The following is a 22416-nucleotide window of genomic DNA, read 5'->3' on the forward strand; positions in this document are numbered from 1 at the left end:
GCAGCGCACGTCCGGCGGCGTCGTCGACGCCGAGCGCGGGGACCGCGCGCAGCGCCAGCCGGCCGAGCGCGGGCGCGTCGAGGCCGGCGGCGCCGAGCACGGTGACGGCCCCGGCGGCCTCCCGCGCCAGCTCGGCGCGACCGAGCGCGGTGACGATCACGTCGCGCTCCACGCGCGTGTGGAAGGCGACGTGGCGGCCGTCGCGCTCCAGCCGCAGCAGCCGCGCCTCGCTCGCCTCCGCGACGGCGTCGATCGTCCGCTCGCGCGACAGCTCCAGCAGCAGCGCGAGCCGGCCGACGGCCGCGACGGCGTCGAGCGCGGCGACGGCGCGCACCACGCGGCGGGCGTCGTCGCCGAGCCGTCCGTAGCGCTGCGCGACGCTCGCGCGCAGCGTGCGCGGGACGACCTCCTTCAGCGCGGCGAGCGGGTCGGGGACGTCGCGCAAGGCCGCGATCGCCTCCCGCACGAGCACCGGATGGCCGCCGACGTAGTCGTACAGCGCCGCGCCGAGCGCCCCCGGCGCGGCCGGCAGCTCGTCGGCGACGAACGCCGCGACCTGCGCGCGGTCGAGCTCGTCGAGCACGACGTCGTCACGACGCGAGACCTGACGCAGGCGGTCGAGCACGTGCCAGGTCGCCGAGCCGCCGCGCAGCGCCCGCGAGGTCGCCGTCAGGACCAGCAGCAGGTGGGTGTCGGGCGCCTCCAGCACGATCCGCAGCAGCCGCGCGCTGGCGTCGTCGAGCGCCTCGGCGTCGTCGATCACGACGACGACGAGCTGCCGCCGGCCGACCTCGATCACGCGCTGGCAGGCCTCGCTCAGCACCTGCCCCCACGGTCCGTCGCCGCCGTCCTCGGCGACGCCGGCAGCCACCCACGCCGCCTCGTCCCAGTCGCCGCCGACGAGCGGCTCGAACGCCTCCCGCAGCGCGGTCGTGCCGCCTGCCGCGCCGGGGTCGGCGCGGCCGAAGAGGACGTAGGCGCCGTCGTCGTACAGCTCGCGCGCGAAGACGCAGGCCAGCCGCGACGTCCCCATCCCCGGCTCGCCGAGCACGACCGCCGCGCGCGGGCCGTCGCGCCGCACCAGCTCGACGCTGCGGTGGAGCTGTCTCAGCGCCGCTCTGCGCCCTATCGCCTCGCCGCTGCCGAGCGCCCGCACGACCGCGGGCAGCGGCGGGCGGGCGAGGATCGCCTCGACGGCATCCGGGCCGGTCGCGCCGCCCGCAGACGCGCCCGAGTCCGCCCCCGCGCCCGCGCCGCCGCCCGCGGGTGCGTCGGGGGCGTCGGGCGCCGCCACCAGCCGCTCGTGCAGCGTCCGCAGCTCACGCGAGGGCGCGACGCCCAGCTCCTCCATCAGCAGCCGCCGCAGCTGCTCGTAGACGCGCAGCGCCTCGGCGGCGTTGCCACGCGCCGCCAGCACGCGCATCAGCGCGGCGTGCGCGGACTCGCGCAGCGGCGCCAGCACGACCGCGATCCGCGCCGCCGCCTCGCCCGCGACGAGCTGGCCGTCGCCGAGCGCGACCGACGCGTTCGCCTGCGCTTCGAGCGCGTCGACGCGCATCGTCTGGACCAGCTCGCGTGGGCCGTTGGCCCAGTCGTCCTCCTGCTCGGGCAGGAAGCCGGCCTCGGCGATCTCCAGCGCGACCGTCGCCTCCTCCCAGGCGATCTCCGACCGCCCCTCGGCGAGCGCGGCGCGGGCCCGCTCGAGCGCGCCGGCCGCCTCCTCGACGTCGACGGTCGATCCCTCCGGCAGCGTCAGCGCGACGCCGCCGCCGCTGCTCTGCACGCTCGCCGGGGCGATCAGCGGGCGCAGCCGCGACAGCAGGCTGGAGAGGACGGCGTCGGGATCCTGCGGCGCCGTCCCGGCGGCCGGCCACAGCACGTCGCTCAGCACGTCGCGGCGGATCAGCCGGCCGGGGCGCGCGGCGAGGTACGTCAGCACCTGGCGCGCCTGGCCGCCGGGCAGCGCGGCCGCGCTGTCGCGCGGCTCGAGCGTGAACGCTCCGCACAGGGTCACCCGCATCGGGCCAGCCTACGCCTCGCGCGGCCCCGCGCGCGACGGCCGCGCCGACGCGCCACCCCGCCTTCGCCCCTCAACCCCCGCCAAACGGGTGCATCGGCGCCCGCGCCATCATGGCCGCATGACCCAGCCGCCTTCCACGCACCTCGTCGGCGACGCGCCCGGCGCCGGCGGCGTCGCGCCGCACCCGGCGACGGCGTTCGCGGGCCGCAGCTTCGACGCGATCCTGTTCGACCTCGACGGCACGCTGATCGACTCGACCGCCTCGGTCGAGCGGGCGTGGGCGAGATGGGCCGCGGAGGAGGAGATCGAGCTGAGCGCGCTGCGCGGCAGCCACGGGATGCCGGCGGCGGAGATCGTCGCGCGGCTGCTGCCGACCGACCGCGTCGCCGGGGCGATAGCGCGGATCATGGAGTACGAGGAGACCGACACCGACGGGATCGTGCTGCGGCCGGGAACGGCCGCCGCGCTCGCGTCGCTGCCGGCGGGACGGGCGGCGATCGTCACCTCCTGCACGCGCCCGCTGCTGAGCGCCCGCGGCGGCGCCGCGGGGCTGGTCGAGCCGGCGGTCGCGGTCACGATCGACGACGTCCACCGCGGCAAGCCCGACCCGGCGCCGTTCCTGCTCGGCGCAGAGCGGCTCGGCGTCGACCCGGCGCGCTGCCTCGTCGTCGAGGACGCGCCGGCCGGGCTCAGAGCCGGTCGCCTCGCCGGCTGCGCGACGCTCGCGGTCGACGGCACGCACGACCTCGCCGGCCTCGACGCCGACGCCGCCGTCGCGAACCTGTCGCTGCTGCGGTTCGTGACCGGCGCCGACGGCGTCACCGTCGCCGCGGCCGCCTGAGCGACCGCGGCTCGCGCGGCACCCGCGCCGCTACGCGCGACTGAACGGCAGCGCGGTCGTCAGCCAGGCGACGAGCGCGTTGGGCGTGCGCGACTGCGTCAGCACGCGACCGGGTCCGCTGAACTCCATCACGAGCCCCTCGCCGCTCTTGAGCGTGTTCATCAGCCCGCTGGAGACCTTGCGGGTCGTGAACTGCGTCGAGGGGTCGAACGCGACGACGTGGCCGGAGTCGAGCACGACGCTCTCCCCCGCCGCCAGCTCGATCGTGTCGAGCGCGCCGTAGCAGGAGACGATCACGGAGCCGGAGCCGGTCGCGTGGATGAAGAAGCCGCCCTCGCCGCCGAAGAGGTTCTTGAAGCCGCCCCACTTCGTGTCCAGCTCGACGCCGTCGGAGGAGGCGAGCCAGTTGCCGCGCGAGATGTTGATCGGGCCGCCCAGCTCGATCACCCTCACGTCGCCGGGCAGCGCGGCGGAGACGTCGACCCAGCCGCCCTGCGAGGGCGCCGTCAGTCTCGTCACGAACAGCGACTCGCCGCCGAGCATGCTGCGCTTGAGCCCCTTCATCAGGCCGCCCTGCATCTTCGCCTCGACGTCGACACCGCCCGAGGTCGCCATCATCGCGCCGGACTCGGCTCTGACCGCTTCACCTCCGGCGAGCGTGACGCGGGCGACGGCGAAGCTGGGGGCGTGGCGGATCTCAACGTTCATGCGCGGATCCTCCCGCAGCAGCCGGACCGACTTGAGCGGCCGCGCGGCGCCCCGTAGGGTGGCGCGCGTGAGCGAACAGCCGCCCAGCGCGCCGCAGCAGCGGCCGCCGCGTCAGCAGGTCGAGCTGATCGTGCCGCTGCGCACGCTGCTGCTGGTCGCTGCCTTCCTCGCCGTGATCGGGCTGGCGCTGATCTCGCTCGGCTCGCTGCTGTCGATCTTCGTCGCGGGGATACTGGCGCTCGGGCTCGACCCGGTCGTCGGCGCGCTCGTCAGACGCGGCTGGAAGCGCGGGCCGGCCGCGGTCGCCGTCCTCGCCGGCCTCTTCGTCGTCGTCTTCCTGATCGTCGTGATCACCGTCGGCCCGCTTTGGGACGAGGTCCACGACTTCCTGCAGGAGGTGCCCCAGTACTGGGAGGAGCTGACGAACAGCAGAGCGTTCGAGACGTTCGTCTCCTCCGGCGCGCAGAACGACGTGAGAGAGGCGCTGAAGGACCTCGCCGCGGGGCTGCCGGAGGCCGCCAGCACGCTGATGGGGATCGCCGGCGGCGTCTTCGGCTCGGTCCTCTCGCTCGTGACGCTGACCTTCCTCGCGCTGTTCCTGCTGATGGAGCGCCCGTCGATCACCGACTGGCTGTTCGGTTTCGCGCCGCCGCCGATCGAGGCGCGCTGGCGGCCGGTCGTGGAGGAGTCGATCAGCGCCGTCTCCTCGTCGTTGATCGGCAACGTCGCGATCTCGTTCGTCGCCGGCACCGTCGCGGGCGTCTCGGCGTGGGCGTTCGGGCTGCCGTTCCCGATCGTGCTGGCGGTGATCACCGGCTTCCTCGACCTGATCCCGCAGGTCGGCGCGACGGTCGCGGCGGTGATCCTCGTCGCCGTCGCGCTGACGGTCAGCCCGGTCGCGGCGGTCGGGATGGGCGTGATCCAGCTGATCTACCAGCAGCTGGAGAACTACGTCGTCTATCCGATCGTCTACCGCCGCGCCGTCGAGCTGACCGCCTTCACGACGATCGTCGCGGTGTTGATCGCCAGCTCGATCCTGGGAGTGGTCGGCGCGATCCTCGCCGTCCCCTTCGCCGCCGTCGTGAAGATCGTGATCCGCGAGGCGGGGCGGCCGCGCCGCGAGCGGATGGCGGCGTTACGCTCCCCGCCATGACGGCGAGCGAGATCGAGGCGCAGAAGCGCGCGGCGGCCGAGGCCGCGGCGCTGCTGGTGGAAGACGGGATGAAGGTCGGCCTCGGCACCGGCTCGACGGTCGCGTACCTGCTGCCGGCGCTCGCCGAGCGGGCGCTGCGCGAGGTCCGCTACGTGTCGACCTCGCCGCGCACCGAGGAGGCGGCTCGGGCGCTCGGGCTGGCGGTCGAGCCGTTCGCGCTCGCCGAGCTGGACATCGCGATCGACGGGACCGACCAGGTCACGCCCGGCAACTGGCTGATCAAGGGCGGCGGCGGCGCGCACACGCGTGAGCGGCTGGTCGCGGCCGCGGCGCGGCGGTTCGTCGTGATCGCCTCCGCCGACAAGCCGGTGCAGCGGCTGCGGGCGCCGCTGCCGCTGGAGCTGCACGCCTTCGGGCTGGAGGCGACGCTCGCGCGGCTGCCCGAGGCGACGTTGCGCGCCGGCACCCCGCGCTCGCCCGACGGCGGCGTGATCGCCGACCTGCACGAGCCGATCGACGACCCGGCCGCGCTCGCCGCGCGCCTCGACGCGACGCCGGGCGTCGTCGACCACGGCCTCTTCCCGCCGAGCATGGTGCATGACGTGCTGATCGCGGGAACGACCGGAGTCGAGCACCGCCGCACCCAAGGAGACTGACACCTCATGACGACCGCCCGCGAGATCCACCTCAAGCAGCGCCCGCACGGCGAGCCGCGGCTCGGCGACTTCGAGCTGGTCGAGACGGAGCTGCCCGACCCGGGCGACGGCGAGCTGCTGGTGCGGAACACGTGGATGAGCGTCGACCCGTACATGCGCGGGCGGATGAACGACGTGAAGTCGTACGTCCCGCCGTTCGAGGTCGGCGCGGCGCTGGAGGGCGGCGCCGTCGGCGAGGTGGTCGCCTCCGGTGACGAGCGCTACGCGCCGGGCGACCGCGTGCTGCACGGCTTCGGCTGGCGCGACCATGCGCTGCTGCCGGCCAAGCGGGTGCAGAAGATCGACACGACCGTCGTGCCCGAGCAGGCATACCTCGGCGTGCTCGGGATGCCGGGCCTGACCGCCTACGCCGGCCTCGTCGAGGTCGCGCCGGTCAGAGACGGCGACGTCGTGCTCATCTCCGCCGCCGCCGGCGCGGTCGGCAGCGCCGCGACGCAGATCGCCCGCCTGCTCGGCGCCTCGCGCGTGATCGGGATCGCGGGCGGGCCGGAGAAGTGCGCCTACGTGACCGAGGAGCTGGGCGCCAACACCGCGATCGATTACAAGGCGGGCAAGGTCGGCGCGCAGCTGCGCGCGATCGCGCCGGACGGAATCGACGTCTTCTTCGACAACGTCGGCGGCGAGCAGCTGGAGGCGGCGATCGGCTCGCTGCGGCTGCACGGCCGGGTCGCGCTGTGCGGCGCGATCTCCGGCTACAACGCGACCGAGGCGCAGCCCGGCCCGCGCAACATGTGGCGCCTGATAGGGATCCGGGCCCAGCTGCGCGGGATGATCGTCACCGACCACGCCCACCTGCGCGACAGATTCATCGAGCAGGTCGGCGGCTGGCTGGCGAGCGGCGCGCTGCGCTACCGCGAGACCGTCGTCGACGGTCTCGACGCCGCGCCGCAGGCGTTCATCGACCTGCTGCGCGGCGCCAACACCGGCAAGATGCTCGTCAGAGTGGGCTGAGCCAGCAACTCATCGACCGCGTCCGCGAACGCGCCCGGCCCGCCGGCCGCCCGCAGCCTCGCTGACACGGCCGCCGCAGCGGCGCGCGCATCGGCGCCGAGCGCGTTCTGTACGGCCGTCCGCAACCGCTCCGGGGTCAGCCGCCGCCGCTGCACGACCTGCCCGGCGCCGCACTCGGCGACGCGCCGCGCGACCTCCGGCTGATCGCGCCCGAACGGGACCGCGACGAGCGGCACGCCGGCCGCGATCGACTTCTGCACGATCCCCATGCCGCCGTGGCAGACGACCGCCGCCGCCCGCGCCAGCACCGGACCGTGCGGCGCGAACGGCTCGACGCGCACGTTGGCGGCATGCGGCAGCCGCACGCCGCCGCGCCCGGCCGCCCCGCCGAGCGTCACCAGCACCCGCACCGGCAGCTCCCGCAGCGCCTCGATCGCGGTCGCCGCGAGCTGCTCGTCGCCCTGGTACTCGGTCGAGCAGGTCACCAGCACCCACGGGTCGCCCGGGGCGCTCAGCCAGCCCGGCACGACCGCGGGCGGATCCCACGCCTGCGCGCCGACCAGCCGCACATGCGCCGGCAGGTCGTCACGCGGGTACTCGAGCGGGTCGCCGGTCAGCGCCAGCAGCCGGTCGGGCGCGGCGAACAGCTGCAACGGGCTGAAGAACGGCCGCAGCCCGGCGGCCTCCCGCAGCCCGTTCAGCGGCGGCAGCAGCGCGCGGCCGTACATCCGCACCACCGCGCGCCACAGCAGCGCGTCGCGCGCGCGGCCGAGCGGGCCCGAGGCCGGCCGCAGCCCCAGCCCGTACGGCGGGATCCCGGCGCCCGGGAGCGGCAGCAGCGACGGCAGTGTGATCGCCCACGGCAGCCCGCCGCGCTCGGCCGCGACGTGGGCGCCGTAGGCGAGCGTGTCGACCAGCAGCGCATCCGGTCGCACCTGCGCGACCGCCGCGTCGAGGTCGTCGCGGTCGAGCGGACCGCGCTCCAGCAGGTCCGCGAAGCCGCGCTTGAGCCGGTCGGGGCCGCGGCGCGCCTCGTGGTCGGCGACGCGGATCGCCTCGATCCGCGGATCGACGGCGGCGGCCTCCAGGCCGACGGTGCGCAGCGCCGGCACGTGCGCGGCGGCCATCCGCACATGGACCTCGTGGCCGCGTGCCCGCAGCTCCAGCAGACCGGGCACGAGCGGGAAGAGGTGCCCGGCGGCCGGAGAGGTGTACGCCAGCAGGGTCGACATCGCGATCGGCTCCTCAGCGGTGGAGGGTCAGGACGAGGGCGCGGGCGCCGCTGCCGGCGACCGTCAGCTTCACGCTGCGGGCGCGTCGCAGCGACCGTCTGGCGGCGGGCGTGAAGCGCAGCGTCACCGTCGCCGTGCCGCCGCGGCCGACGCGCGCCGCGCCGCGCGCGACCGTGCGCTTGCCGGCGCGGGCGGTGAAGACGACTCTGCTGCCCTTCTTGATGCCGGCGACTCTGACCTTGATGCCGCGCGCGAGCGCGCTGCCGAGGCGGACGCTGCCGGCGGCCGTCAGCCGCGCTTTGCCGTCGGCGCTGCCGCCTCTCGGCGCCGTGCCTCTCGGCGTGCTGTCTCTCGGCGTCTCCGCTCTCGGCGGCGCCACGACGGCCGGTCGCTCGACCGTCTCGCAGTCGGGCGCGATCGTGTCGGCCGCGTCTGCGATCACGCGGTCGGTGCCGACGCCGCAGCTGACCGAGTCCGCGACACCATCGCGCACGTCGATCGTGTCGTTGCCGATCGGCATCGAGCAGCTCTCGAACAGGCCGCACTGGCTCGCCGACTTGTCGCCGACGATCGTGTCGCGGCCCGCCCCGCCGACGATCGTGTCGTCGCCGAAGCCGCCTTCGAGGCGGTCGTCGCCGGCGCCGCCGTCGATCGTCTCGCTGGAGTTGCCGCCGGTGACGGTGTCGTTGCCGCCGAGCGTCGCGATCGTCGAGTTGCCGTGGTCCTGGTTGGCCCACATCTCGACGACGTCGGGCGCGTCGCTGAGCGCGATCGTGCCGGAGACGTGCGAGGTGATCCGCTCGATTCCGGCGACGTTGTCGCCCTCGCCGGGCCGGCCGTCGTCGGCGGCGCCGTTCAGCGTGACGGTGACGGGCGGGTGCAGGTCGCCGTCGGGGATGTTCCAGCCGACGGCCTTGTCGTTGCCCTCGCCGCCGTCGATCGTGTCGGCGGCCGGCGTCGCGTAGGCGTCGCCGTCGAGCACGTCGTCGCCCGGGCCGGCGCGCAGCGTGTCGCGCCCGCCGCCGCCGTTGATCGTGTCGTTGCCCTCGCCACCGTCGATGCTGTCGTCGCCGCCGGCCGTCTCGATCGTGTCGTTGCCTGGACCGGCGACGATCGTCTCGGCGCTGTCGGCGCCGGTGAAGCGGTCGTCGCCGGCGCCGAGGTCGACCTGCAGCGCGCCGTCGGGCAGCATCCCCTCGGTCAGCATCAGGCTGGTGACCTTGTCGCTGCCGCCGGCCATCGCGACGACGACGCCGCCGGGGCCGAGCGGGCAGCGGGTCGACTCGAAGATCGTCCGCGTGCAGCCGGGGCCGGTCTCGTCGCTGTTGATCTCGACCTCGCCGGAGGAGGTCATCGAGAGCACGATCGTCTCGTTGCGGTCGTCGCCTCTGACCCAGATCGTCGCGCCGTCGGAGCTGGCGACGTCGGCGCCGGCGATCGAGGGGGCGAGCGCGGGCAGCAGCGCCGCGCCGGCGAGGGCGGCGATGGCGGCTGAGGGAAGCGGGAAGCGGCGGGTCATGGTGGGTCTCCTGTCGGTCGGATTGAGCACTGCCGACACCGTCGCGCCGCGCCGGCCCGACGGGGAGACGGGGGATCCCCCACCCTCCCCTCGCCGCGCCCGCGCCCAGCCCACCGCCCACCGCCGCGACCCTCCCCTCGCCGCGCCCGCGCCTGTCACCCTTCAGCGTGTGGCACTGCTTGGTCGTGACGTCGAGATCGCGGCGCTCGAACGCGCGCTCGCCGACGTCGGCGCGGCCGGTCAGCGGCTGCTCGCGATCACCGGCGAGGCGGGGATCGGCAAGAGCGCGCTGCTCGACCACGCGGCCGCCCAGGCGGACGACGCCGGCCTGCTGGTGCTCGCCGCGCGCGCCGCCGAGCACGAGCGCGACGTCCCCTTCGGGCTCGTCGTCGACGCGCTCGACGACCACGTCGCGACGCTCGGCCCGGCGCGCCTGGAAGCGCTCGGCCCCGAGCTGGAGGCGGTCCTGCCGGCCGTCGCCGCGCATGCCGAGACGCGGCCGCCGGCACCATCGGCGATCCCGTGGGAGCGGTTCCGTCTTCACCGGGCGCTGCGCGGGCTGCTGGAGCAGCTCGGCCGCGAGCGGCCGCTGGCGCTGCTGCTCGACGACGTGCAGTGGGCCGACGAGGCGTCGGTCGAGCTGCTGCTGCACCTGCTGCGGCGACCGCCGCGCGTGCCGTTCCTGCTGCTGTTCGCGCTGCGCCCCGGCAGAGTGCCGCGGCTGCTGGACGCCGGCCGCCGCGCGCAGGGTTGGGACGAGCTGCGCCCCGCCCCGCTGCGCCGCAGAGCGGCCCGCGCGCTGCTGCCCGACCACCTCGACGCCGCCGTGCGCGAGCGGATCCTGCACGAGGCCGACGGCAATCCGCTGTTCCTGCGCGAGCTGGCCCGCGGCAGCGCCGCCGGCAGCGCTCCCGACGAGCCGGTCCCCGGCACGCTCGCCGCCGCGATCGTGCAGGAGCTCGACACGCTCGACGCGACCGCCGCCGCCTTCGCCGACGGCGCCGCGGTCGCCGGCGACCCGTTCGACCTCGACGTCGCGGTCGCCGCCTCCGACCTCGACGAGGCGACCGCGCTCGCCGCGCTCGACCGGCTCGTCGCCGCCGGGCTCGTGCGGCCGGCCGCCGCCAGCCGCGTGTTCGGCTTCCGCCACCCGATCGTCCACCGCACCGTCGCCGACGCGATCCCGCCCGGCTGGCGGCTGCAGGCGCATGCGCGCGCCGCCGCGCTGCTGGAGCGGCGCGCCGCCGCGCCGGCGCTGCGCGCCTCGCACGTCGAGCGCTACGCGGCCGCGGGCGACGAGGCGGCGATCGCGCTCTTCAGCGAGGCGGCGAGAGAGGCGCTCGGCAGCTCGCCGGCGGCCGCCGCCCACTGGTACGCGGCGGCGCTGCGGCTGCTGCCGCACGGCGACGACGCGCGCCGTGCCGACCTGCTGGCGCCGCTCGGGCTCGCGCTCGCCTCCTCCGGCCAGCTCGACGAGAGCCGCGCCGCGATCGACGACTGCATCGCGCTGCTGGGGCCGGCCGAAGCCGACCGGCGCTCGTCGCTGATCGCCGCGGTCACGATCACCGACGTGCTGCTGGGCGAGTTCGGCGTCGCCGAGGAGCGGCTGCGGCGAGCGCTGGAGGAGGCGCCGCCACCGCGCCGCCCGCGGCTGCTGCAGTACCGCGCCGCGATCGCGTTCTTCAAGGGCGATGCGGCCGGCGTCGCGAGCTGGTCCGAGCGCGCGCTGAAGGCGCTCGACGCGCTCGACGGCGACGCGCTCGCGGTCGTCTCGGCCGCGATCGAGTCGCAGCGAGCGCTCGGCCGCCTGCTGCTCGGCGAGCCGGCCGGCGCCCAGATCGAGCAGGCGGCGCTGCTGCTGGAGGGCGCCGGCGACAACGCGCTCGCCGACCAGGTCGACGCCGCCTGGACGGTCGGCGGCAACCTCGCGCAGGTCGAGCGCTACGCGGCTGCTGTGCCGGTGCTGCGGCGCGGGATGCGGGTCGCGCGCGCGACCCGCCAGGGCCACATCTTCCTCCACTTCCACGTGCTGCTGACGCTGGCGGAGCTGCCGCTGCTGGAGCTGGACGCGGCGCTGGAGCACGTCGAGGTCGCCGAGGAGGGCGCGCGCCTGCAGGGGCGCGGCTACGAGCTGGGCTTCGCGCTGACGCAGAGAGCGCGCGTGCTGGCCGTGCGCGGCCAGCAGGCCGACGCCGAGCGCGCCGCGGCCGAGAGCGACGAGCTGTTCGGCGCGCGCGACCCGCGCGGCGCGACCGTCACCGGCCTCGCCAACAACGCGATCGTGCGGCTTGAGCGCGACCCGGAGCGGCTGCTGTCAGAGCTGACGACGATCGCCGGGCAGCAGCTGGAACGGATCAACCGCACCGCGGTCGGCGGCGTGCTGCTGGCCGCGACGCGCGCCGCGATCGCCGCCGACCGGCTCGACGAGGCGGCCCGCTGGGCGCGGCAGGCGACCGCCGTCGCGGCCGGGCTCGACATGCCCGCGACCGCCCTCCGCGCCGTCCGCGCCGACGCTGAGCTGCGGCTGGCGCAGGGCGACGTCAGCTCAGCGGTGCGGCTGGCGCAGGCGGCCGCCGGCGACGCGCTGCGCGCGGGGCTGCGCCAGGAGCAGCTCGCCGCCGAGCTGCTGGCCGGCCGCGCGCTGCTCGCCGACGGCCAGCGCGACGCGGCGCTGGAGCGGCTGCAGTCGGTCGCGGCGACGGCGGGGCGGCTCGGCGCCTTCGCCGACCGCGACGAGGCGGCGCGTGAGCTGCGCCGGGCGGGCGCGCGCATCTCGATGGGCGCCCGCCGCGCCGCCGACGCCGCCGGCCGCGTCGGCCTGACCGAGCGCGAGCTGGCAGTCGCCGAGCTGGTCGCGCGCGGCCACAGCAACAAGCAGGTCGCGGCCGCGCTGTTCCTGTCGGAGAAGACGGTCGAGCGTCACCTCTCGCACGTCTACGCCAAGCTCGGCGTGCGCGCCCGCACCGAGCTGGCCTCCGCGCTCAACTGAGCACCCGGCGCGGCGGCGCGGCCGCGCCCTGCCTCACCAGCGGTGGCCGACGAAGACCGGCTCGGGCACGAGCGCGACGCCGAAGGCCTGCTCCACCCCGGCGGCGATCTCGCGCGCGAAGGCGACCAGCTCGGCGGTGCTCGCGCCGCCGCGGTTGACGAGCGCGAGCGTGTGCTTGGAGGAGATCGCGACGTTGCCGCTGGTCAGGCCGCGCGTGAAGCCGGTGTGCTGGATCAGCCACGCGGCCGAGGTCTTGACGCGGCCGTCGGGCTCGGGAAATGCCGGCGGCGCGGGCGCCCCGGACGCCTCCGCCCGCACGGCCAGCGCGGCGTAGGCGTCAGGGTCGAGGATCGGGTTGGTGAAGAAGGAGCCGGCGCTGACCGAGTCGGGATCGGCCGGGTCGACGACCATCCCCTTGCCGCGCCGCAACGCCAGCACCGCGCCGCGCACCTCCGCCAAGGACGCCCGCGCGCCGACCTCGACGCCGAGCGTGCGCGCAAGCTCGGCGTAGGCGACGGGGGCGCCGAGCGCACTCGCGCCGGGCTCACCCGTGCGCGCGCTCGCGCCCTGCTCGCCCGCGCCCCCCTCCGCCAACCCGAACCGCACCGACAGCACGACGCGGTCGTCGCGGCCCTTGAACGCGCTCGTGCGGTATCTGAAGCCGCAGTCGTCGGCGCTCAGCTCGGCGACCTCGCCGCTGGCGCGGTCGAGCACGCGCACGGAGACGATCGTCTGGCTGACGTCCTGGCCGTAGGCGCCGACGTTCTGGATCGGCGTCGCGCCGGCCGACCCGGGAATGCCGGAGAGCGCCTCGATCCCCGCCAGCCCGAGCGCGCCCGCGTGCGCGACGACGCCGTCCCAGGGCTCGCCGGCCTGCACGTCGAGGACGTTGCCGTCGCGCGCGATCCCCGTGGTCGCGATGTGCACGACCGTGCCGTCGAAGCCGGCGTCGGCGATCACGACGTTGGAGCCGCCGGCCAGCAGCAGCAGCGGCTCGCCGGCCGCGTCGAGCGCGGTGACGGCGTCGATCAGCTCGGCCTCGGTCGTCGCACGCACGAGCCGGCGGGCGGGGCCGCCGAGGCGCAGCGTGGTGAGCGGCGCGAGCGGCGTCACGGTCGATTCGGCACGCGACGGGGTGGGCACGACCGGCGACGATAGCGGCAGAAGCTGCCGGATCGCGCCTCGCCTCGGCAGCCGGCTTCAGCCCGCCCCGCGCCGCGCCCGGACCGCCCGCGCGCCGTCGCGTTCGCCTCCGCCGCTCCCCCTCGGCACGTCTCGACGCTGACATCGCCGGGCCCGCGTGAAAGCGATCTTGTAACGCCAGCCGCCGAGCCCGCTACTTTCCTTCGACGTGTCGACGCGAAGCAATATGACCCGAGCACGGACGCTCCTGCTCATAGCTGGCGCCCTGCTGCTGCTTGCCGCTGCCGGTGTCGGAGTCCTGGGCTGGAACGCCCGGGCCGCCAACGACCAGATCCCGAAGGGGGTCACGATCGCCGGCGTCGACGTCGGCGGTCTCAGCTCGGCTGAGGCGAGAGCGCTGCTGCAGAGACGCGTCGGCGATCCCGCCGCACGGCCGGTCAAGGTCGAGGTCGGCGGCAGAACGGTCGAGCTGTCCGCCGCCGACGCCAAGGTCGGCCTCGCCTTCGACGGCGCGATCCGCCGGGCGCTCGAGCGCGGCGAGCAGGGCAACTTCATCGAGCGCGGTTGGCGCGAGCTGACCGGCGGCAGCGTCGAGGGCAACGAGAAGGTCGTCGTCGCCTTCAACCAGAAGGCCGTCGGCGCGTTCGTCGACCGGATCGCGAGATCGGTCGACAAGCCGGCCGTCGACGCCTCGCTCGCGATCAGCGTCGACAGCGTCTCGGTCACCGACTCGCAAGAGGGTTCGAGACTCGAGGACCCGATCAGACTGCGCCGCCAGATCGTCAAGGCGCTGCGCAAGCCGCGTGGCGAGCGCGCCTTCAAGGCCGAGGTCGTGAAGGTCGCTCCGGCGAAGACGACCGACCAGGTCTGGGAGGCGACCCCGACCGTCGTCACCGTCTCGAAGTCGAGCACGACCGTGCGCGTCTTCGACAAGGGTGAGCTGACGACGACCTACAACGTCGCGGTCGGCTCCGCCGAGTACCCGACGCCCGAGGGCCAGTACGTCGTCCAGTCGATGCAGGTCGATCCCCCGTGGAACGTCCCGCAGTCCGAGTGGGCCGGCGACCTCGCCGGGCAGACGATCCCCGGCGGCGCGGCGAACAACCCCCTGAAGGCCCGCTGGATCGGCTTCAACGGCTCGGTCGGCTTCCACGGCACCGCTGACGTCGGCTCGCTCGGCAGCGCCGCCTCCCACGGCTGCGTCCGGATGGACCCGTCCGACGTGATCGACCTCTACGAGCGCGTCGCGATCGGCACGCCCGTCCTCGTCGTCGCCTGAGCGCCCGCCGCTCCGTTCATCGCTCCTCGCCGCACTCGCGGTCGCGTCTAGCCGCGCGCGCCTCGTAGAGGCAGAGCGCGAGGATGAAGGGCGACGAGACGACGATCAGCGCGATCGCGAAAAGCGGCGGCATGCCGCTCAGCGCCGGACCCGTGAAGAAGATCAGCTGCAACAGACCGGTGAGCAGGAAGAAGAGTTGTTGGGGTCGGCTCATCATGCTCCTAAGAGAACAACAGCAGCGCGAAAAGCGCTACAGCGGATAACGTGCCCAGAAATATCGTGCCGCCGACGATCACCTGCTGAAGCCGCAGCGGCGGCAGCCGCAGGCAGACGCCGACGACGGCGGCGATGAGAGCGCCGAGCCCGCTCCCCGTCACGCTCAGATCGAGTCCGATCGGCTCCGGGATGAGTGAGACCTCGACGGCGAACAGAACGAGCGCGAGCATCCGCCGCCAGAGGCGAACCGGCGACCGTTTTCGCCCCCTCCGTGTCCCCTGATCGCCCTGCCACGCCAAGGGCGACGCAGGCGAGTGGCCGACTGCGTCACCATGAGCAGATGACCGACGAGCCTCACGACCCGCGCCGCGAAGCCGTCGCCGCCGCGACGCGCGCGCCGACGGCCGGCGCCGCCTTCGCCGAGGCGCTCGGCGGCCCGCTCGGGATCGTCGAGTCGGCGCTCCCGGCGGCGGCGTTCGTGATCGCCTACACGGTCGGCGGTCTGGAGCCGAACGAGGCCGCGATCGTCGCCGTCGCGATCAGCGTCGTGATGGCGATCGCGCGGCTCGTGCGCAGACAGACAGTGCAGTACGCGCTGTCGGGCCTGGCCGGGATCGCGATCTCCGCGTTCGTCGTCTCGCGCACCGGCAAGGCGGAGGACTTCTTCCTCCCCGGGCTGCTGCTGAACGGCGCCTACGTGATCGGTCTCACGGGATCGATCGTGCTGCGCTGGCCGATCGTCGGGCTCGCGCTCGGGATGATCGCCGGCACCGGCACCAGATGGCGCAGAAACCCGAAGCTCGTGCGGATCTACTCGCACGTGACGTGGATCTGGGTCGGCGTCTTCGCCCTGCGGCTGGCGGTTCAGCTGCCGATGTACATCGCCGGCGCCGTCGTCGCGCTCGGCGTCGCGAAGGTCGCGATGGGCCTGCCGCTGTTCGCGGTCGGGATGTGGCTGTCGTGGCTGGTGCTGCGTCAGGAGGGCGCGCTGCACGCCGAGGAGCAGCAGGCGCCCGACGAAGAGCCCGCGCCCCGCTGACGCGCCCCGCTGGATCGGCGCCAGCCGATCCAGTCAGGCAAACGGCGCCAGCCGTTTGCCCGCTATCTTCGAACCATGGCCACTCACACCGACCCCACGTGCGGCTGCGGCGTCTGCGGAAGCGACGTGCCGCCGTTGATCGGCAGCGTCCTGACCGGCGTCGGGATGACGCTCGCGCAAGCCGCGCGCGCCGTCGAGCAGGGCACCGACGTGCAGCTGACGCCGATCCAGCGCGCGCTGGTCGAGCGCTGGGCCGAGCAGCAGCTCGGCTCGGTCGCCGAGTCGTAGTCCCAAAGGGCGTAGGACGCCGCGCTGGCCGCTGAGGCCGCCGGCCGCCAAGCGGGAGAACCGCATGTGGCCTGCCCTGCGTACTTACCAATTTTCGGTTCTTTACAAGCCTACTTTCTAGGCTTATAGTGTGATGCTATCCGCCTCGCTCGTTCGCAACGCAACGGCGCATGCGGACGGATGCGCGCATCCCCATTCGTTGACCACTATCGATCGGGGAACCTCATGTCTCAGAGCAGACCCATCCGAACAGCCGCCGCCTGCGTGCTTGTCATGCTCGCATTCGGGGTGGCAGCCGGCTCGGCCACGGCCACAAGACTGTCGTTCAACAGATCTCTAATATCGGCGTTCGGGGTGCTCACACTCTCGACCTCTGGTCTGACGACAACGTGCGATGTCACGCTGGGCATCTCACTCGTCTCCAGCACACCCAAGTCCTACCTCAACCAGATAGGAACCATCCTAGGAACCACCGTCGGGACCACGTTCTCAAGCTGCAGTGCTGCGATCAGAAGCGTCCAACTGCTAAGCGGAATTTCCCTCGGATACGTGAGCTTCAGAGGCACACTACCCGACATAAGCTCGGTGCGCACGGAAGTGTTCTCACTCTTCCCCGGCCTCCTAGTCACCTACATAGCCGGACCCAGATGTCTATACGACTTCACCGGCGTCACTGCGGTCTTCAACCGTAATATCGCGACGAGAGCAGTCAGCTCGGTGTCAGTGAGCACATCGGGAATATTGAGCGCAACGCCGCTAACAGTTCTCAGCTGCCCCGCGGCATCAACTATCTCAGGGACTCTGACACCAACGTTTGCGCCCACCATCACACTAATATGATGATCAACGTTCAGAGCAAGGTGGACGCTGCAGGCTCGCTCTGAACTCGTACTTCAGATGCGGCCGCCCCACCTGCTGGCGGCGGCGGCCGCGTCCTGAAGGACCTCTACCGCAGCGTGACCTTCTCGCTGAGCACCTTGCCGCTGCTGGCGACCCGCAGCGTGTAGCGGCCGCGCGCGATCTTGCGCGTCGCTCTGAGGCCGCCGAGACGGCCCTTCGCGTAGGTGCGGCCGCTTCTGAGGAGCCGCGCGCTCGCCTTCGCGGAGCTGGCCCGCGCGCCGTACGTCACCGAGCAGCTGACTCTCTGCGACGAGCTGGAGCCGGTGATCTTGCACGTGACGAGCGCGTCGCGGCCGTTGGCCCCTCTGTCGCCCTTCTCGCCCTTGGCGCCGACGGGACCGACGGGGCCGGCCGGGCCGGCCGCGCCGTCTCTGCCGTCAACGCCGTTGGTGCCGTTCGTGCCGGCGGGACCCGCGGGGCCGTCCGAGCCGGTGTCGCCCTTGTCGCCCTTCTCGCCGGTGTCGCCCTTCGGCCCCTGCGGGCCGGGGGTGCCGGTGCCGGGCTCCTCCGGGCCGGGCCCCTCGGCCGCCAGCAGCGCGGCCGTCTCAGCCCCGATCCGCTCGGCGGCGCTCTCGCCCAGCTCACTCTCGTGCGCGGCGAGCAGTCTCGTCAGGCGGCCCCAGCGACGGGTGACGACCTCCGCCAGGAAAGCCGGGCGCAGCTCGTTCGGCACGCCGCGGTTGACCGCGACGAGGTGCGAGAGACCGGCGACCGACGGGACGACGACGAAGCTCGCGCTCGCCGTTCTCGACGCGCCGCTCGCGCTCGTGGTGGTCAAAGTGACCGTGTGCGAGCCGAGCGCCAGCTCGTCGGCGCGCACGACCGCGCCGTCGGCGATCGCGACCCCGTCGAGCTTCGCCTCGACCACAGCGGCGGAGCCGGTGTCGAGCGAGATCGCGAAGCTGTCGCCGCGCTTGAGCTGCGCGCCGTCGACCGGCGCGAGGATCCCGGCTCTGGCGGTTCCGCCGCCGTTGCCGGCCGTTCTCAGGCCCCACTCCCAGCCGGTCAGCTCGCCCGGCTTGTTCGTGATGATGCCGTCGACGCCCTCGTCGCGCATCCGCGCCCACTGGGCCGGATCGTCGACCGTGTACGGCATCACCGCGATGCTGGCGGCGTTGAGCGCCGCGACGATCTCCGGCTTGCCCCTGATCGCGTCCCAGCTCGGGTTGTAGGCGACGACGTCGAGGCTTCTGGCGACCGCGACCGGGTCGGCGTCGAGCGCGCCGCGGAGGATCGCCAGCTCGATGTCGGGGTTCGCCTCGCGGGCGTAGCGGATCACGTCATCGCCGAAGCTCTGGATGATCGTGCGCTCGACCATCCCGGCGTCGACGACCTCCTGGACGATCCGCGCGACCTGCTCTCTGGTCTGCGGCGTCTTGATCTCCAGCAGGAAGTCGGCCGGGCTGACCTTCACCTCGTTCATGAGGTTTCTCAGCGTCTCCATTCTCTGGCCTCTGTAGGCCGGAGCGAACCAGGAGCCGGCGTCGAGCGTGTCGAGGTAGCTGCTCGTCAGCGCGGCGACGGCGCCGGTGCCGTCGGTCGTGCGGTCGACGGTGCCGTCGTGCGAGATGTACGGCACGCCCTCGGCGTTGGTGAGCACGTCGGTCTCGACCCAGTCGGCGCCGGCGCGGGCACCGGCGGCGCTGGCGGCGAGCGTGTTCTCGGGCGCCAGCGACGAGTAGCCGCGGTGGGCGATGTTGCGCGGGTAGGCGCTGCCGTCGTTGGGCAGCACGTACGACTGTCTGTCGAGCTTGGTGACCTTGACGTCGTCGAAGGTCACTCTCGCGCCGTTGACGACGAAGCCGAGGCCGCCGGTCTGCGAGCGCAGCAGCGACTTCGTGCTCTGCACGAGCACGTCGTTGAACCACCACTCGCCGCGGTTGCCGTGGACGACGATTCTGACCTTCACGTCTCTGCCGGTGCCGGCGGCGGACGGCGCGGCGGCGGCGTTGGTGACGTTCCAGGCGCCCGCGGCCGTTCTCTGAGCGAACTCGGTGCCGTTGGCCGCGGCCGTGTTGGAGCGCATCGCGGCGTGCTGCCACGGCGCGCTGCCGTCGGCCTGGATGTCGAGCGCGAGCGCCGTCCAGCGGGCCGCGTCGGCGACCGTCTCGAAGCGGACCGTCGCCTCGAACCGGAAGTCGCGCAGGTGCGGGCCGAAGGTGATGCGGCTCTGCTGCGAGCTGTTGGCCGAGACGCCGAGCAGCCGGCCGTCGGCGATGCTCCAGGTGCCCTCGACGGCTCTCCAGCCGTCGGGGATGGCGGCACCGTCGAAGCTCTCCGTCAAAACGGTGACGGGCTCAGCCGTCGCGGCGGCCGGCAGCGTGCCGGCGATCCCGCCGACAGCGGCGAGCACGCCCATGAGGGCGGCGATTCTGCGTCTGGACATGCGACTCCTGTGAGGGATGGAACGACGCGCGCCAACCTAGGAACGGCCACACGGGAGGTTGTGACCGACCTGTCACTTTCCTGTGAGCAAACGGAGACCGGCGCTCAACTCCCAGCGACCGCCGGATGCACCTCTATGCTGCCGAGATGAGCTTGCGTGGCGGGATCGACCTCGGCGGTACGAAGATCCAGACGGTCGTCGTCGACGACGACAACAGAGTGCTCGGCGAGGCGCGTCACCCGACCCCGTTGAAGGGCGGCCCGCAGGACGTCGCCGACGCGATGGCCGCCGCGCTGCGCGAGGCGGCGAAGGGCGCCGGCGCGGAGGCCGGTGACCTCGCCGGCGTCGGCGTCGGCTCGCCCGGCGCGATCGACGCGAGCGCCGGCAGTGTCGGCCAGGCGCGCAACCTGCCCGACTGGGAGGGCGTCTTCCCGCTTGCGCACGCGCTCTCGGACGCGCTCGACGGCGTGACCGTCAAGCTCGGCAACGACGTCTCGGTCGCGACCGACGCCGAGGTCGTGCTCGGCGCCGGCGTCGGCACCCGCTCGCTGCTCGGCGTCTTCTGGGGCACGGGCGTCGGCGGCGGCGTCGTGCTCGGCGGCAGAACGTGGGACGGCGAGGGCGCGGCCGGCGAGATCGGCCACATGGTCGTCAAGCAGGGCGGCCGCAAGTGCCCCTGCGGCCGCCACGGCTGCATGGAGGCGTACGCGGGGCGCGGCGCGATGGAGGCACACGCCCGCAAGCGTCACGAGGACGGCGAGAAGACCGACCTCTTCCACCTGATGAAGAAGCACGACAGACCGCGCCTGACGAGCGGGATCTGGTCGCGTGCGCTCGACGCCGGCGACAAGCTCGCGACCGAGATCGTCGACGAGGCGGTCGCGGCGATCGGCACCGGCGTCGCCTCCGCGGTCAACCTGCTCGACGTCGAGGTCGTGCTGATCGGCGGCGGGCTCGGGCTGCGGCTCGGCGAGGAGTACCGCGTGCGGATCCTCGAGGCGATGATGCCCCACCTCTTCAACGACGACCGTCCGCCGGACGTGCGGCTGGCGGCGCTCGGCGACCTCGGCGGCGCGATCGGCGCCGCGCTGCTGGCCGCCGATCGCTGAGTGCGGATCTGTGCATCGCTGAGGTGCACAGAACCGCGGTCATCGCGAGACGACGAGGCTACGGCGCGTTGGGGGCGGGGTCCTCGTTGCCACGCTCCGCGGGCGGCGGCGTGCCTTCGCCCTCGTAGTCGGTATCGCTGTCGAGGTCGGGCGCGCCGGCCGTGATCATGTCGGGATCGTCGGGCGGGTTGCTCGACTGCGCCTGGCCCAGCGAGGCCTCCCCGTGGCCGACGCGGTCGGCCCCTTCATGCGATCGGTTCATGTCCTGACGCTACCCGCGGGTGCAAGGGCACACGCCCGCGCGGCGACCGGAGCGACCGCTCCGGTTAACAAAACCCTAACCGGAGCGCCCGCTCCCCTTGTGTTACCGTTCCGAACCGGATCGACCACTCCGCTTCCAGTAAGGACCTCTCACCGCAATGTCAACAGCACCTGCCGTAACCCCGCAGGGGTCGAGCACCGAGACCAACCGCTGGGTCGTGCTCGTGCTCGTCTGCCTCGCCCAGTTCATGGTCGTGCTCGACGCCACGATCGTGAACGTCGCGCTGCCCTCCATACAGCACGACCTCGACTTCTCCGCCGGCAACCTCGCGTGGATCATCAACTCCTACACGCTCCTGTTCGGCGGCTTCCTGCTGCTCGGCGGCCGCGCCGCCGACCTCTTCGGCCGCAAGCGCGTCTTCCTCGCCGGCGTGATCCTCTTCAGCTTCGCTTCAGCGCTCTGCGCGCTGGCGACCTCGCAGGGAATGCTGATCGCCTTCCGCGGCCTCCAGGGCCTCGGCGCGGCGCTCGTCTCACCCGCCGCGCTGTCGATCATCATGACCACCTTCGCCGACGGCGCGGAGCGCACCAAGGCGCTCGCCGCCTGGGGCGCGATCGCCGCCTCCGGCTCCGCGTTCGGCCTGCTGCTCGGCGGCGTCCTGACCGAGTCGCTCTCGTGGGAGTGGATCTTCCTCGTCAACGTGCCGATCGGCATCGCCGCCTTCGTCGCCTCGCTGCGGCTGATCCCGGAGTCCAAGGGTGACGGCGCGACCGGCTTCGACCTCTTCGGCGCGATCTTCGTGACCGGCGGCGTCGTCGCGATCGTCTACGCGATCGTCAGAGCCGAGTCCGACGGCTGGGGCTCCACCACGACGCTCGGCTTCGGCGCCCTCGGCGTCGCGCTGCTGATCGCCTTCGTGCTCGTCGAGCGCGTCCACAAGCACCCGCTCGTGCGGCTCGGCATCTTCAAGACGCGCTCGCTGTCGACCGCCAACGGCGTGATGGTGCTCGCGATGGCCGGCATGTTCGCGATGTTCTTCTTCGCGACGATCTACGTGCAGGAGGTGCTCGGCTACTCGCCGATCAAGTCCGGCCTCGCGTTCCTGCCGTTCACCGTCGGCATCATCGGCGGCTCCGTCGCCGCACAGCAGCTGATCCCGCGGATCGGCGTCAAGGCGCAGATCCTGATCGGGCTCGTGATGGCCGCGGTCGGCCTGCTGCTGATGACGCGGATCACGCCCGAGGGCGGCTACGTGACCGAGCTGCTGCCGGCGGTCATAGTCCTCGCGATAGGCATGGGCATGTTGTTCGTGCCGCTGACGCTGCTGGCGACGACCAACGTCAACGAGCACGACGCGGGCCTCGCCTCCGGCCTCTTCAACACCTCGCAGCAGGTCGGCGGCGCGCTCGGGCTCGCGATCCTCTCGACGTTCGCGACCTCGCGGGCCGACGATCGCATCGCCGACGGCGTGCAGGCCAGCCAGGCGCTGGTCGACGGCTACCACCTCGCGTTCCTGATCGGCGCGATCTTCATGGCCATCGGCGCGGTCGCGATCACGCTGCTGATCCGCAGAGCTGACACCGCCACGATCAACGCCCAGGAGGCAGGCGCCGTCGCGATGGCGCACTGACCCGGTCCAAACAGGAGCCGACCCCGGTATCGTCG

At 73.5% G+C, this 22416-nt stretch carries 19 protein-coding genes; 10 read left to right on the plus strand and 9 right to left on the minus strand.

Annotated features, from left to right (window positions below):
• Window positions 1-2020, minus strand: a 2020-nt coding sequence (locus R7226_RS23045) for a BTAD domain-containing putative transcriptional regulator (protein WP_318599704.1), incomplete at its 3' end; no start/stop codon positions are given.
• Window positions 2021-2138: 118 nt separating this feature from the next.
• On the opposite strand from R7226_RS23045, the gene R7226_RS23050 reads away from it, so the two are divergent.
• Window positions 2139-2861, plus strand: coding sequence for an HAD-IA family hydrolase (locus tag R7226_RS23050; RefSeq protein ID WP_318599705.1), 723 nt, complete (start codon window positions 2139-2141; stop codon window positions 2859-2861).
• 30 nt (window positions 2862-2891) lie between these two features.
• On the opposite strand, the gene R7226_RS23055 is transcribed toward R7226_RS23050, so the two are convergent.
• Window positions 2892-3569 (minus strand): TIGR00266 family protein, encoded by a 678-nt coding sequence (locus tag R7226_RS23055; protein WP_318599706.1) that lies wholly within the window; start codon window positions 3567-3569, stop codon window positions 2892-2894.
• 67 nt (window positions 3570-3636) lie between these two features.
• Here R7226_RS23055 and R7226_RS23060 point away from each other — a divergent pair, with 67 nt between their 5' ends.
• From R7226_RS23060 to R7226_RS23070, 3 genes are read left to right on the plus strand one after another with little or no spacing between them, the layout of a single operon-like run.
• Entirely contained in the window at window positions 3637-4722 is a 1086-nt protein-coding gene (locus tag R7226_RS23060) for an AI-2E family transporter (RefSeq protein WP_318599707.1), read from the plus strand.
• Window positions 4719-5378 carry a ribose 5-phosphate isomerase A gene (rpiA, locus tag R7226_RS23065; RefSeq protein WP_318599708.1) on the plus strand — a complete coding sequence of 220 codons (660 nt, stop codon included), beginning with the start codon at window positions 4719-4721 and terminating at the stop codon, window positions 5376-5378. The genes R7226_RS23060 and rpiA overlap by 4 nt, the downstream gene beginning before the upstream one ends.
• A 6-nt stretch (window positions 5379-5384) precedes the next feature.
• A complete protein-coding gene (locus R7226_RS23070) occupies window positions 5385-6389 on the plus strand; it encodes an NADP-dependent oxidoreductase (protein ID WP_318599709.1) in 1005 nt (334 codons plus the stop codon).
• On the opposite strand, the gene R7226_RS23075 is transcribed toward R7226_RS23070, so the two are convergent.
• Together R7226_RS23075 and R7226_RS23080 are read right to left on the minus strand one after the other, a co-directional pair.
• Window positions 6287-7621 carry a glycosyltransferase gene (locus tag R7226_RS23075; RefSeq protein WP_318599710.1) on the minus strand — a complete coding sequence of 445 codons (1335 nt, stop codon included), beginning with the start codon at window positions 7619-7621 and terminating at the stop codon, window positions 6287-6289. The genes R7226_RS23070 and R7226_RS23075 overlap by 103 nt on opposite strands.
• Window positions 7622-7634: 13 nt before the next feature.
• Window positions 7635-9140 carry a calcium-binding protein gene (locus tag R7226_RS23080; RefSeq protein WP_318599711.1) on the minus strand — a complete coding sequence of 502 codons (1506 nt, stop codon included), beginning with the start codon at window positions 9138-9140 and terminating at the stop codon, window positions 7635-7637.
• Between the two features lie 169 nt (window positions 9141-9309).
• Here R7226_RS23080 and R7226_RS23085 point away from each other — a divergent pair, with 169 nt between their 5' ends.
• Complete coding sequence (locus tag R7226_RS23085; RefSeq protein WP_318599712.1) at window positions 9310-12129, plus strand: helix-turn-helix transcriptional regulator; 2820 nt, start codon at window positions 9310-9312, stop codon at window positions 12127-12129.
• A gap of 33 nt (window positions 12130-12162) precedes the next feature.
• On the opposite strand, the gene R7226_RS23090 is transcribed toward R7226_RS23085, so the two are convergent.
• Window positions 12163-13272, minus strand: a complete 1110-nt coding sequence (locus R7226_RS23090) for a UDP-N-acetylmuramate dehydrogenase (RefSeq protein ID WP_318599713.1) — start codon at window positions 13270-13272, stop codon at window positions 12163-12165.
• A gap of 226 nt (window positions 13273-13498) precedes the next feature.
• Here R7226_RS23090 and R7226_RS23095 point away from each other — a divergent pair, with 226 nt between their 5' ends.
• Complete coding sequence (locus R7226_RS23095; protein ID WP_318599714.1) at window positions 13499-14551, plus strand: L,D-transpeptidase family protein; 1053 nt, start codon at window positions 13499-13501, stop codon at window positions 14549-14551.
• Between the two features lie 16 nt (window positions 14552-14567).
• Here the strand turns inward: R7226_RS23095 and R7226_RS23100 are convergent, their stop codons facing one another.
• Both R7226_RS23100 and R7226_RS23105 read right to left on the minus strand, forming a co-directional pair.
• Window positions 14568-14765, minus strand: a complete 198-nt coding sequence (locus R7226_RS23100; RefSeq protein WP_318599715.1) for a hypothetical protein — start codon at window positions 14763-14765, stop codon at window positions 14568-14570.
• Window positions 14766-14772: 7 nt separating this feature from the next.
• Window positions 14773-14997 carry a hypothetical protein gene (locus R7226_RS23105; protein WP_318599716.1) on the minus strand — a complete coding sequence of 75 codons (225 nt, stop codon included), beginning with the start codon at window positions 14995-14997 and terminating at the stop codon, window positions 14773-14775.
• 110 nt (window positions 14998-15107) lie between these two features.
• Between R7226_RS23105 and R7226_RS23110 the strand changes: the two genes are divergently transcribed.
• Both R7226_RS23110 and R7226_RS23115 read left to right on the plus strand, forming a co-directional pair.
• Entirely contained in the window at window positions 15108-15806 is a 699-nt protein-coding gene (locus tag R7226_RS23110) for a DUF3159 domain-containing protein (RefSeq protein WP_318599717.1), read from the plus strand.
• Window positions 15807-15881: 75 nt separating this feature from the next.
• Window positions 15882-16094 (plus strand): hypothetical protein, encoded by a 213-nt coding sequence (locus tag R7226_RS23115; protein ID WP_318599718.1) that lies wholly within the window; start codon window positions 15882-15884, stop codon window positions 16092-16094.
• Between the two features lie 946 nt (window positions 16095-17040).
• On the opposite strand, the gene R7226_RS23120 is transcribed toward R7226_RS23115, so the two are convergent.
• Complete coding sequence (locus R7226_RS23120) at window positions 17041-19380, minus strand: glycerophosphodiester phosphodiesterase (protein ID WP_318599719.1); 2340 nt, start codon at window positions 19378-19380, stop codon at window positions 17041-17043.
• Between the two features lie 146 nt (window positions 19381-19526).
• On the opposite strand from R7226_RS23120, the gene R7226_RS23125 reads away from it, so the two are divergent.
• A complete protein-coding gene (locus tag R7226_RS23125; RefSeq protein ID WP_318599720.1) occupies window positions 19527-20489 on the plus strand; it encodes an ROK family protein in 963 nt (320 codons plus the stop codon).
• A gap of 58 nt (window positions 20490-20547) precedes the next feature.
• On the opposite strand, the gene R7226_RS23130 is transcribed toward R7226_RS23125, so the two are convergent.
• Window positions 20548-20751: a hypothetical protein gene (locus tag R7226_RS23130; protein ID WP_318599721.1), complete on the minus strand. Its 204-nt coding sequence runs from the start codon at window positions 20749-20751 to the stop codon at window positions 20548-20550.
• A 157-nt stretch (window positions 20752-20908) separates the two neighbouring features.
• Here R7226_RS23130 and R7226_RS23135 point away from each other — a divergent pair, with 157 nt between their 5' ends.
• A complete protein-coding gene (locus R7226_RS23135) occupies window positions 20909-22381 on the plus strand; it encodes an MFS transporter (RefSeq protein WP_318599722.1) in 1473 nt (490 codons plus the stop codon).
• Window positions 22382-22416 lie beyond the last annotated feature (35 nt).

The organism is Conexibacter stalactiti, from assembly GCF_033542075.1.
Lineage (GTDB): Bacteria > Actinomycetota > Thermoleophilia > Solirubrobacterales > Solirubrobacteraceae > Conexibacter > Conexibacter stalactiti.

What these genes read in the sequence shown, in the direction of transcription:
- R7226_RS23095 (WP_318599714.1), top strand. Translation starts at nt 13,499, where the DNA reads ATGACCCGAGCACGGACGCTCCTGCTCATAGCTGGCGCCCTGCTGCTG.
- R7226_RS23070 (WP_318599709.1), top strand. Translation starts at nt 5,385, where the DNA reads ATGACGACCGCCCGCGAGATCCACCTCAAGCAGCGCCCGCACGGCGAG.
- R7226_RS23075 (WP_318599710.1), bottom strand. Translation starts at nt 7,621, where the DNA reads ATGTCGACCCTGCTGGCGTACACCTCTCCGGCCGCCGGGCACCTCTTC.
- R7226_RS23125 (WP_318599720.1), top strand. Translation starts at nt 19,527, where the DNA reads ATGAGCTTGCGTGGCGGGATCGACCTCGGCGGTACGAAGATCCAGACG.
- R7226_RS23120 (WP_318599719.1), bottom strand. Translation starts at nt 19,380, where the DNA reads ATGTCCAGACGCAGAATCGCCGCCCTCATGGGCGTGCTCGCCGCTGTC.
- rpiA (WP_318599708.1), top strand. Translation starts at nt 4,719, where the DNA reads ATGACGGCGAGCGAGATCGAGGCGCAGAAGCGCGCGGCGGCCGAGGCC.
- R7226_RS23130 (WP_318599721.1), bottom strand. Translation starts at nt 20,751, where the DNA reads ATGAACCGATCGCATGAAGGGGCCGACCGCGTCGGCCACGGGGAGGCC.
- R7226_RS23050 (WP_318599705.1), top strand. Translation starts at nt 2,139, where the DNA reads ATGACCCAGCCGCCTTCCACGCACCTCGTCGGCGACGCGCCCGGCGCC.
- R7226_RS23135 (WP_318599722.1), top strand. Translation starts at nt 20,909, where the DNA reads ATGTCAACAGCACCTGCCGTAACCCCGCAGGGGTCGAGCACCGAGACC.
- R7226_RS23100 (WP_318599715.1), bottom strand. Translation starts at nt 14,765, where the DNA reads ATGAGCCGACCCCAACAACTCTTCTTCCTGCTCACCGGTCTGTTGCAG.
- R7226_RS23055 (WP_318599706.1), bottom strand. Translation starts at nt 3,569, where the DNA reads ATGAACGTTGAGATCCGCCACGCCCCCAGCTTCGCCGTCGCCCGCGTC.
- R7226_RS23110 (WP_318599717.1), top strand. Translation starts at nt 15,108, where the DNA reads ATGACCGACGAGCCTCACGACCCGCGCCGCGAAGCCGTCGCCGCCGCG.
- R7226_RS23105 (WP_318599716.1), bottom strand. Translation starts at nt 14,997, where the DNA reads ATGCTCGCGCTCGTTCTGTTCGCCGTCGAGGTCTCACTCATCCCGGAG.
- R7226_RS23080 (WP_318599711.1), bottom strand. Translation starts at nt 9,140, where the DNA reads ATGACCCGCCGCTTCCCGCTTCCCTCAGCCGCCATCGCCGCCCTCGCC.
- R7226_RS23115 (WP_318599718.1), top strand. Translation starts at nt 15,882, where the DNA reads ATGGCCACTCACACCGACCCCACGTGCGGCTGCGGCGTCTGCGGAAGC.